Genomic DNA, 10,663 nt, shown 5'->3' on the forward strand with positions numbered 1-10,663 from the left:
TTGACGCTGAAGTCCCGGGCGATCTATCGCCATCCCAGTGAGCCGTTGTGGTGGAGACAGGTCATGCAAGCACAAGAGCAGCAGGCGGGCGTGCAAGACGTCAGGGACACCGGGCTCATGTGCCTGGTGATGCTGGCGCGCTTTCACAACATCGCGGCGTCAGCGGAGCAGTTGACCCACACCTTTGCCGAAGAGGGGCGCCCGCTCGACCAGGCGCAATTGCTGTTGGCAGCGCAACTACTGGGGCTCAAGGCCCGCTACGCGCGCAGCACAGCGACGCGCTTGGTGCACACGCCGTTGCCGGCAATCGCCTTTGGCGTCGATGGCAGCTTCTTCATCATCGCGCGGGTGGACCAGGGCAAGGTGCTGATCCACAACCCGCAGGTATTGCGGCAGGAAGTGCTGGAGCTGGAGGCCCTGCCGGCCCGCTGGACGGGTGAGCTGATCCTGATCCGCTCGCAAGCCTCGCTGGCCGGTGAACTGTCGCGTTTCGATTTCACCTGGTTTATCCCTGCCGTGGTGAAGTACCGCAAGTTGCTCGGTGAAGTGCTGGTGGTGTCCTTCGTGCTGCAGATTTTCGCGTTGCTGACCCCGCTGTTTTTCCAGGTGGTGATGGACAAGGTGCTGGTCCATCGCGGGCTGTCTACCCTGGATGTGATTGCCGTCGGCCTGCTCGGCATCATGGTGTTTGAAAGCCTGTTGAGCGGCTTGCGCACCTACGTGTTTGCCCACACGGCGAGCCGCATCGACGTCGAACTGGGCTCGCGGCTGTTTCGCCACCTGATCAGCCTGCCCTTGGCGTATTTCCAGGCCCGCAGGGTCGGCGACTCGGTGGCCCGGGTGCGTGAGCTGGAGCATATCCGCAGCTTCCTGACGGGCAACGCAATCACCCTGTTGCTGGATGTGTTGTTCTCGGTGGTGTTCATTGCCGTGATGTTTGCCTACAGCGGCTGGCTGACGCTGGTGGTGGTGTTGTCGCTGCCGCTGTATTTCCTGATTTCGCTGTTGATCACGCCGGCCCTGCGAGCACGCCTGAACGAGAGCTTTACGCGCGGGGCAGAGAACCAGGCCTTTCTGGTCGAGACGGTCAACGGGGTGGATACCCTGAAGTCCATGGCAGTCGAGCCGCAGGTCACGCGCAAATGGGACAACCAGTTGGCCGGCTACGTGGCGGCGGGCTTCCGGACCCAGAACCTGTCGTCGCTGGCCAACGAATCGGTGGCGCTGGTCGGCAAGCTGGTTACGGTGGCCACGCTGTGGCTGGGGGCGCGGCTGGTGATCGAAGGGCAGCTCACGGTCGGGCAGTTGATCGCGTTCAACATGCTGGCAGGCCGGGTCTCGCAACCGATCATGCGTCTGGCCCAGCTGTGGAGCAACTTCCAGCAGACGGGGGTTTCGGTACAGCGCCTGGGCGATATCCTCAACGCGCGCACCGAGGTGTCGTCGAGCACCCAGAGCAGCTTGCCACCGCTACAGGGCCGGATCGAATTCGATCAGGTCCAGTTCCGCTATCGTCCTGACGGTGCCGAGGTATTGCGGGGAGTCAGCCTGCTGATTGCCCCGGGCGAGGTGATCGGCATCGTCGGGCGCTCGGGCTCGGGGAAAAGCACCCTGACCCGGCTGCTGCAGCGCCTGTTTACCCCCGAGCGTGGCCGGGTGCTGGTGGACGGCATGGACCTGGCGCTGGCCGATGTCTCGTCGTTGCGCCGGCAAATCGGCGTGGTGCTGCAGGACAACATGCTGTTCCACCGCAGTATTCGCGAAAACATTGCCCTGGCGGACCCGGGGCAACCGATCGAGGCGGTCATCGAGGCCGCCAAGATGGCTGGCGCGCATGAGTTCATCCTCGAGTTGCCCGAGGGTTACGACACCCTCGTCGGCGAACATGGCGCCTCGTTGTCGGGGGGCCAGCGCCAGCGCATCGCTATTGCCCGGGCGCTGATCGGCAACCCGCGCATCCTGATCTTCGACGAGGCGACCAGCGCCCTGGACTATGAGTCCGAGCGGGTTATCCAGAACAACATGCAGGCCATCGCCTCGGGGCGCACGGTGATCATCATCGCCCATCGGTTGTCGGCCGTGCGTGATGCCAATCGCATCGTGGTGATGGACCGCGGGCAAATTGTCGAGCAGGGTAGCCACCTTGAATTGCTGGCCCACCAGGCGGGGCACTACTCACGCTTGCACCGCTTGCAACAAGGCGGTGCCGCATGAGCGGGACAGGCGCAGGCCGGGAACTGCTCAGCCGCTACCGGCAGGTATGGCGCCATGCCTGGGCCCAGCGCAAGGCGATGACGCCGGTGCGGCGCCTGGCCCATGAAGTACAGTTTCTCCCGGCGGCGTTGGCCTTGCAGGAGCAGCCGGTGCACCCGGCACCTCGCTACATCAGTTGGACCATCATGCTGTTTTTAGCGTTGGCGCTGGTCTGGGCGTGCATCGGCGAGATCGACGTGGTGGCCACGGCGACCGGCAAGATCATCCCCAGCGGCAAGACCAAGATCATCCAGCCCAGTGAGGTTGCGGTGGTCAAGGCGATTCATGTGCGCGATGGCCAGCAGGTGCGCGCCGGGGATGTACTGGTCGAGCTGGATGCCAATATCACTGCCGCCGATGTCGAGCGCCTGGGCAGCGACCTGCTGGCGGCCAGGGTCGACAGTGCCCGGGCCGAGGTATTCCTCGAGGCCATCCAGAACGATGCCGAGCCCGGCCCGCTGGCGCTGTTGATCGCCGATGCGCCGGTGGCCCAGCAGGTGGCGGCGCAGCGCTGGGTGCAGAGCCAGTATCAGGAACTGCGCGCCACCCTGGACCAGGGCGATGCGCAGATCGAACAGCAAATGGCCGAGATCCAGGCTGCGCGTGCCAGCGTTGCTTCGCTGAAGGAAAGCCTGCCGATTGCCCGGCAGTTGTCTGCCGACTATCGACGCCTGTATGACCGGGCCATTGTCGGCAAGCACTTCTGGATGGAGAAAGAGCAGTCGCGCATGGCCCAGGAACGTGAGCTGCTGGTACAGCAGGCGAGGGTGCAGGAACTGTTGGCTTCGAAAAAGGAAGTGGAGCGGCGCCAGGCAGGCGTGATTGCGCAGACGCGGCGCACCCTGCTGGACCTGCTGCATGAGGCCGACCAGCAAGTGGCGGCGCTCTCACAGGAACTCAAGAAAGCCGAGCAGCGCAACCGCTTGACCCGCTTGACGGCGCCGGTTGACGGCACCGTGCAACAACTGGCGATTCACACCGAAGGCGGCGTGGTCACCGAAGCGCAACCGCTGATGGCCATTGTGCCGCTCAACCAGCCGGTGGAAGTGGAAGCGATGCTGGAGAACAAGGACATCGGCTTTGTGCGGCCGGGCCAGGCGGTCGAGATCAAGGTCGAGACGTTCAACTTCACCAAGTACGGCGTGCTGCATGGCACGGTGGAAAGTGTGTCCAACGACGCCATCGAGGATGAGCGACGCGGGCCGCTGTACAGCGTGCGTATCTTCCTCAAGGACACCCATGTACGAGTAGGGGATACGCAGGTGGCCCTGTCACCGGGCATGACGGTGCGTGCGGAAGTGAAAACCGACAAGCGCAAAGTCATCGAGTATTTCCTCAGCCCGCTGGAGCGCTATGTGGATGAAAGTTTATCGGAGCGTTAAGTCGCCAGGAGGTGGCAGGTGATTACATCGCGTTCGCAAGATATTACCGGCTTCCTGCTGGTGATTGTATTCGTCCTGCTGTTGTTGATTGTGGCGGGTGACGGGTTGTTTGTGCCTGTTGGGTACTATCTTGCGGTTTCACTGGTTGCGTTTGCTGTTGCCCTGTTGTTTCGTCCGCGCCCGGGGTTTCTCGTCGGCGTAGCGCTGGCCTTGTCAGTCATATTCATTGTGTATCTGTGGGTTGCATTGACTGCGGATCACGTCGAGGGGTTGTTGATTTTGGGGCAGGTGTTCTCACTGCCGGGAGCACTGTTGGGGTTGCTGTTGGCGGCATGGAAAATACGGCGCAGGGTTGGAAGTTCATCGATCGCCGCCCTGCTCATTGCCGCGGGTGGGGTGTTGCTGGGTTTTTTGATCAATCAAATTTTAGTGTGCAACACCCTGATGTATTGCGGGGTGTTTTCACTGCGTTTTTTGTTGTAGGTGGGTACGGTTTAGCTGGCCAAACCCACGGTGGTTGGCCTGATAGCGCGGGTCTTCGGTAAGTGTCGGGGTATTACGGTATCAGTATTACGGGCCTGGTGCAGACGAAGGAGTGTCGTCAATCAATGATGCGTTCAATGCGGGCTAATTCAAATAGCCCACTGGCATGAGGGTCCGGACATGGCAAGTGTAACGATCAATATTGCAAACAGAGGGACCGCGCTATCCGGCGGAGGGACATCGCAAACCGGGCACATGTGGTACGTCATGAATGACGGACGGGGCAATACCAATAGTTTTGGCTATGCACCGGATGAGAAAAAAGAGGGCAAGCCGTATGCCCCCGACCATGGTCAAGTTCATACGAATGACAGTGAGACGTATCAAAGCACGTCCTACTCTCGGACGATCGAAATTACCGATGCCCAATACTTCGACATGATGCAGTTTGGTAAATACCCGTCCGATTACGGTTTTAGTTACAGCTATATCGGTGGTTTGAATGACTGCATCAACTTTGTCTGGAAGGCGCTTGAAATCGGGGGGCTCAACCCTTCCGGCTCCGATGGCCTGCCCTGGCCGTCCTGGAACGAAGACGAAACCGACGCGATTCAAGGCCCTTTCGATGACTCGGGCAACACCGCGTCACCATTGATCCTGGACCTGGATGGCGATGGCGTCGAAACAGTCGGCAAAGGCTCCAGTATCCACTTCGACCATGACGGCAATGGTTTTGCTGAAAACACCGGCTGGGCGGGCAAGGACGATGGCTTGCTGGTCTGGGACCGCAATGGCAACGGCCTGATCGACGACGGTAGCGAACTGTTTGGCAACAACACTCGCCTGGGCAATGGCCAGCAAGCGGCCAACGGCTTTGCCGCGCTGGCGGAGCTGGACAGCAACCATGACGGCAAGATCGACGCCAGCGACGCCGCGTTTGCACAATTGCGCGTCTGGAAAGACAGCAATGGCAACGCCAAGCTCAATGAGGGCGAGTTGCTGACGTTGGAGCAGGCCAAGGTCGCAAGCTTGAACACAGGCTATGTGAACCAGACCCAATTTGATGAATTTGGCAATGAGATCCGCCAGGTCGGGACCTACACCGATACCGCAGGTGCAACCCATGGCATGAATGATGTCTGGTTCAGCGTCGACAAGGTCAAGACCGTCGCTCTCAATCAAGTGGTGGTCGGGGCAGAAGCGGGTGCACTGCCGTACCTGGAAGGGTTTGGCAATGTCACCGACTTGCACCAGGCCATGACCAAGGATGCCACGGGCACCTTGAAGGGGCTGGTAGAGCGCTTTGCAACGGAAACGAACGATGTCGCTCGTCGAGCATTGCTCGACCAACTGATTTTTTCCTGGAGTGGCGCGGATCGCTACACCACTGCCAGCCGCGGTGGCTACATCGATGACGGCAGGAAGATTTATGCGCTGGAAGCGTTCATGGGCAAAGACTTTGTCCAGTCTTCCGGCATCAATGCAGGTTTGCGCGACCCAGGCCCCAACGCTGCCGCCAAACTCATGCAGGCCTATGACCAATTGGCCTTGTTCATTGGTTCCGGGCTGATGCTGCAGACCCATTTCCAGCCCTTGCTGGAAGGGATGCAGTGGACATTTGCAAACGATCGTTTCGGTTTCGATGTCGAGGCGCTGGTCGGCCTGTTCAAGGCGGGCTATATCAGTGACACAGCCGCCGGTTCGGAAAAAATGGTGGCGTTCGGGCAAGCCCTGCTGAGTGCTGGCGGTGGCTGGGGGAAATCACTGCTCGATAGCCTGCGTCAGGCCGGCAATATCAATGGCCAGGGTTTTGAGTACCTGCTGGCCAGCCTCGGGCAGGTACTGGGTGGTGCGTACAACGATGAACTGTACGGCAATGGCGAAGCCAACACGTTGATGGGGTTGGCCGGCAATGACACGCTGTACGGTGACCTGGGCAATGACATCCTCGAAGGCGGTACCGGCAATGACTACCTGAGCGGTGACGGTGGCGCCGATACCTACCGATTCGCCAGGGGCTGGGGGCAGGACACCGTCAACAATTTCGACACCGATGCTGCCTCCGTAGACATCCTCCAGTTCTATGGCGATATCGCGCCGGGCGAGATCAGTGCCACGCGGGCCGGCGACAATCTGCTGCTGTCGCTCAACGGCAGCCAGGATCGCATCACGGTCACCAACTACTTCCTCAACGATGGCCACAGTGGATACCTGCTGGAGCAGATTCGCTTTGCCGACGGTACGGTGTGGTCGGTGGAGCACGTGAAGGCCATGGTCGGCACGGCCACCGACGGCAACGACCAGTTGTATGGCTATGCGGGAGCCGATGTGCTCAGTGGGGACGCTGGCAACGACGGCCTGTACGGGGCGCAAGGCAACGATGTGCTCACCGGTGGGCTGGGCAATGATCGGCTGGAGGGTGGGAGCGGTTCGGACGTCTACTGTTTCAACCTGGGCGATGGTCAGGATGTGGTGGTCGAAAATTCCCTCAGCGCTGGTGACGTTGATGTGCTGCGTTTCGGGCCGGGCATCAACCCCGGCGATATCACCGTCAGCAGTGTGGGTGATGGGTTGGTGCTCAAGCATGTGAACGGTACGGACCAGATCACCTTCCTCAGCTGGTTCGCTGAAAACAGCCCGCGTTATCAGGTTGAACGCATCGAGTTCGCCGACGGTACGCTGTGGACGGGTGCGCAACTGAGCAGTGCGCTGCTCAATCCGGTGGGTAGCGAAGGTGATGACCTGCTCACAGCGGTCAGCACCTCTATTGGCCAGGTGCTCAACGGCGCCGGGGGTAATGACACGCTGACCGGTTCCAGGGGCGCTGACACGCTGGAAGGTGGGCGCGGAGATGATCGCCTCAATGGTGGCCAGGGCGCAGACCGTTATGTGTTCAACCTGGGGGATGGCCAGGATGTCATCAGCGATGACAATGGTTACTCCAGCAATAGCGACGTACTGGCGTTTGGCGTCGGCATCGCCGCTGCCGACATTGTTACCAGTCGTTCCGGCACCAGCCTGGTGCTGAACCATGCCAATGGCCTGGACCGGGTGACGATCCTCAACTGGTTCTACGACACCTCGGGGCGCTACCAACTTGAGCGCATTGAGTTCGCCGACGGCACGGTATGGACCAGCGCGCAGGTAACCGCGCCCCTGCTGATACAGGAGGGCGGTGAAGGTGATGATGTCATTACCGGGCTTTCGGCTACGTTCAATCAGGTACTCAAGGGTAATGGCGGCAGTGACACGTTGACCGCGGGCAACGGTAATGATCACTTGGAGGGCGGGCGCGGCAATGACCGTCTCACGGGTGGTCAAGGCTCGGACCGCTATGTATTCAACCTGGGCGATGGCCAGGACATCATCAGTGATGACAATGGCTACGGCTCAGGTACCGACGTACTGATATTCGGCGCCGGTATTGCGGTAGCGGACATCATCGCCAGCCGCTCCGGTACCAGCCTGGTACTAAGCCATGCCAACGGCCAGGACCAGGTGACCATTCTCAACTGGTTCTACGAAGCCAGTGATCGCTATAAGCTGGAACGGTTCGAGTTCGCTGACGGATCCGTGTTGAATGGCGCCCAGATCACCGCCCCATTGATGACCATAGTGGGCAGCGACGCGGATGACATCCTGGTGGGTGCCGCATCGGGCAATCAGAGCCTGTTTGGCCTTGCTGGCAACGACACGCTGACAGCGGGGAGTAGCAGTGATCGTCTGGAGGGCGGTGCTGGCAACGACGTACTGAACGCTGGCGCGGGTGATGATGTTTTGATAGGGGGCAGTGGCGATGATCGCCTCAACGGTGGCCAAGGCTCGGACCGTTACCAGTTCAACCTGGGTGACGGTCAGGACATCATCAGTGATGACAATGGCTATGGCTCAGGTGTCGATGTACTGACGTTTGGCGCCGGCATCTCGGCTGCTGACATCAGCGTCAGTCGCTCCGGCACCAGCCTGGTGCTGAGCCATGCCAATGGCCAGGACAGCGTCACGCTCCTGAACTGGTTCTACGACACCAGTGATCGCTACACGCTTGAGCGCATCGAGTTCGCTGACGGTACGCTGTGGACCAGCGGCCAGCTCACGGCGCCATTCCTCACCCAAAATGGCAGTGAGGGCGACGACGTGATCACCGGGCTGACGGCGGCGTTCAGCCAGACGCTCAACGGCAATGGCGGCAACGACACGTTGACCGGTGGCAACGGCAATGATCGCCTTGATGGCGGGCGCGGCAATGACCAACTCAACGGCGGACAAGGTTCGGACCGCTACGTGTTCAACCTGGGCGACGGCCAGGACGTTATCAGCGATAACAATGGCTATGGCTCGGGCACCGATGTGCTGGCGTTCGGTGTTGGTATTGTGGCTGCGGACATCACGGCCAGTCGCTCCGGTACCAGCCTTGTCCTGAGCCACGCCAACGGCCTGGACCGCGTCACGGTCCTGAACTGGTTCTACGACACCAGTGATCGTTATCAGCTTGAGCGTATTGAATTCGCCGACGGCACGTTGTGGACCAGCGCCCAGGTGACGGCGCCGCTCCTGGTACACAGTGGTGGTGAGGGCGACGACGTGATCACCGGGCTGACGGCGGCGTTCAGCCAGACGCTCAACGGCAATGGCGGCAACGACACGCTGACCGGTGGCAACGGCAATGATCGCCTGGAAGGCGGACGCGGCAATGACCGCCTCAACGGCGGGCAAGGTTCGGACCGCTACGTGTTCAACCTGGGCGATGGCCAGGACGTCATCAGCGATAACAACGGTTATGGTTCGGGCACCGATGTGCTGGCGTTCGGCGCTGGCATCGCCGCTGCGGACATGATCGCCAGCCGCTCCGGTACCAGCCTGGTGCTGAGCCACGTCAATGGCCAGGAGCAGGTGACCATCCTCGACTGGTTCTACGAAGCTGGTGATCGCTACAAACTGGAAAAATTCGAGTTTGCCGACGGCACCGTGCTGACGGGGGCACAAATCACTGCACCGCTGATGGCGGTGCTGGGCACCGAGGGAGATGACACCCTGGTGGGCGCCAACTCGGGCAATCAGATGCTCTCGGGGTTGGGTGGGAACGACACGATTAGCGCTGGCAGTGGCAACGACCTGCTTGAGGGCGTTGCCGGCAACGATGTGCTCAATGCCGGCAACGGCGATGACGTGCTGGTCGGGGGCGCGGGCAACGATCGTCTCAATGGCGGGCAAGGGTCTGATCGCTATGTGTTCAACCTGGGCGATGGCGATGATGTCATCAGTGATGACAATGGCTATGGCTCGGGCATCGATGTGCTGGCGTTCGGCGCTGGTATTGTGGCTGCCGACATCACGGCCAGCCGCTCTGGCACCAGCCTTGTCCTGAGCCACGCCAACGGCCTGGACCGCGTCACGGTGCTCAATTGGTTCTACGACACCAGTGATCGTTATCAGCTTGAGCGTATTGAATTCGCCGACGGCACGTTGTGGACCAGCGCCCAGGTGACGGCGCCGCTCCTGGTACACAGTGGTGGTGAGGGCGATGACGTGATCACCGGGCTGACGGCGGCGTTCAGCCAGACGCTCAACGGCAATGGAGGCAACGACACGTTGACCGGTGGCAACGGCAATGATCGCCTGGAGGGCGGGCGCGGCAATGACCGCCTCAACGGCGGGCAAGGTTCGGACCGCTACGTGTTCAACCTGGGCGATGGCCAGGACGTCATCAGCGATAACAACGGTTATGGTTCGGGCACAGATGTGCTGGCGTTCGGCGCTGGCATCGCCGCTGTGGACATGATCGCCAGCCGCTCCGGTACCAGCCTGGTGCTGAGCCATGTCAATGGCCAGGAGCAGGTGACCATCCTCGACTGGTTCTACGAAGCTGGTGATCGCTACAAACTGGAAAAATTCGAGTTTGCCGACGGCACCGTGCTGACGGGGGCACAAATCACTGCACCGCTGATGGCGGTGCTGGGCACCGAGGGGGATGACACCCTGGTGGGCGCCAACTCGGGCAACCAGATGCTCTCGGGGTTGGGTGGGAACGACACGATTAGCGCTGGCAGTGGCAACGACCTGCTTGAGGGTGGTGCCGGCAACGATGTGCTCAATGCCGGCAACGGCGATGACGTGCTGGTCGGGGGCGCGGGCAACGATCGTCTCAATGGCGGGCAAGGGTCTGATCGCTATGTGTTCAACCTGGGCGATGGCGATGATGTCATCAGTGATGACAATGGCTATGGCTCGGGCACCGATGTGCTGGCGTTCGGTGCTGGTATTGTGGCTGCGGACATCACGGCCAGCCGCTCCGGCACCAGCCTTGTCCTGAGCCACGCCAACGGCCTGGACCGCGTCACGGTCCTGAACTGGTTCTACGACACCAGTGATCGTTATCAGCTTGAGCGCATTGAATTCGCCGACGGCACGTTGTGGACCAGCGGCCAGCTCACGGCGCCATTCCTCACCCTAAATGGCAGTGAGGGCGACGACGTGATCACCGGGCTGACGGCGGCGTTCAGCCAGACACTCAATGGCAATGGCGGCAACGACACGCTGACCGGTGG

General features: G+C 60.9%; 4 protein-coding genes. All 4 read left to right on the forward strand.

Annotated elements, in window-relative coordinates; all coding sequences use genetic code 11:
- Positions 1-63: 63 nt before the first annotated feature.
- Positions 64-2,214 (forward strand): type I secretion system permease/ATPase, encoded by a 2,151-nt coding sequence (locus tag M5G11_RS14690; protein ID WP_273910302.1) that lies wholly within the window; start codon positions 64-66, stop codon positions 2,212-2,214.
- Positions 2,211-3,635, forward strand: coding sequence for an HlyD family type I secretion periplasmic adaptor subunit (locus M5G11_RS14695; protein WP_273910303.1), 1,425 nt, complete (start codon positions 2,211-2,213; stop codon positions 3,633-3,635). The genes M5G11_RS14690 and M5G11_RS14695 overlap by 4 nt, the downstream gene beginning before the upstream one ends.
- An 18-nt stretch (positions 3,636-3,653) precedes the next feature.
- The gene (locus tag M5G11_RS14700) at positions 3,654-4,118 is read left to right on the forward strand and encodes a hypothetical protein (RefSeq protein ID WP_273910304.1); all 465 of its coding nucleotides are present in this window, start codon (positions 3,654-3,656) and stop codon (positions 4,116-4,118) included.
- Between the two features lie 267 nt (positions 4,119-4,385).
- Positions 4,386-10,663: beta strand repeat-containing protein (locus M5G11_RS14705; RefSeq protein ID WP_273925300.1), on the forward strand; the 6,278-nt coding region annotated here is incomplete at its 3' end.

The organism is Pseudomonas fontis (genome assembly GCF_028656955.1).
Lineage (GTDB): Bacteria > Pseudomonadota > Gammaproteobacteria > Pseudomonadales > Pseudomonadaceae > Aquipseudomonas > Aquipseudomonas fontis.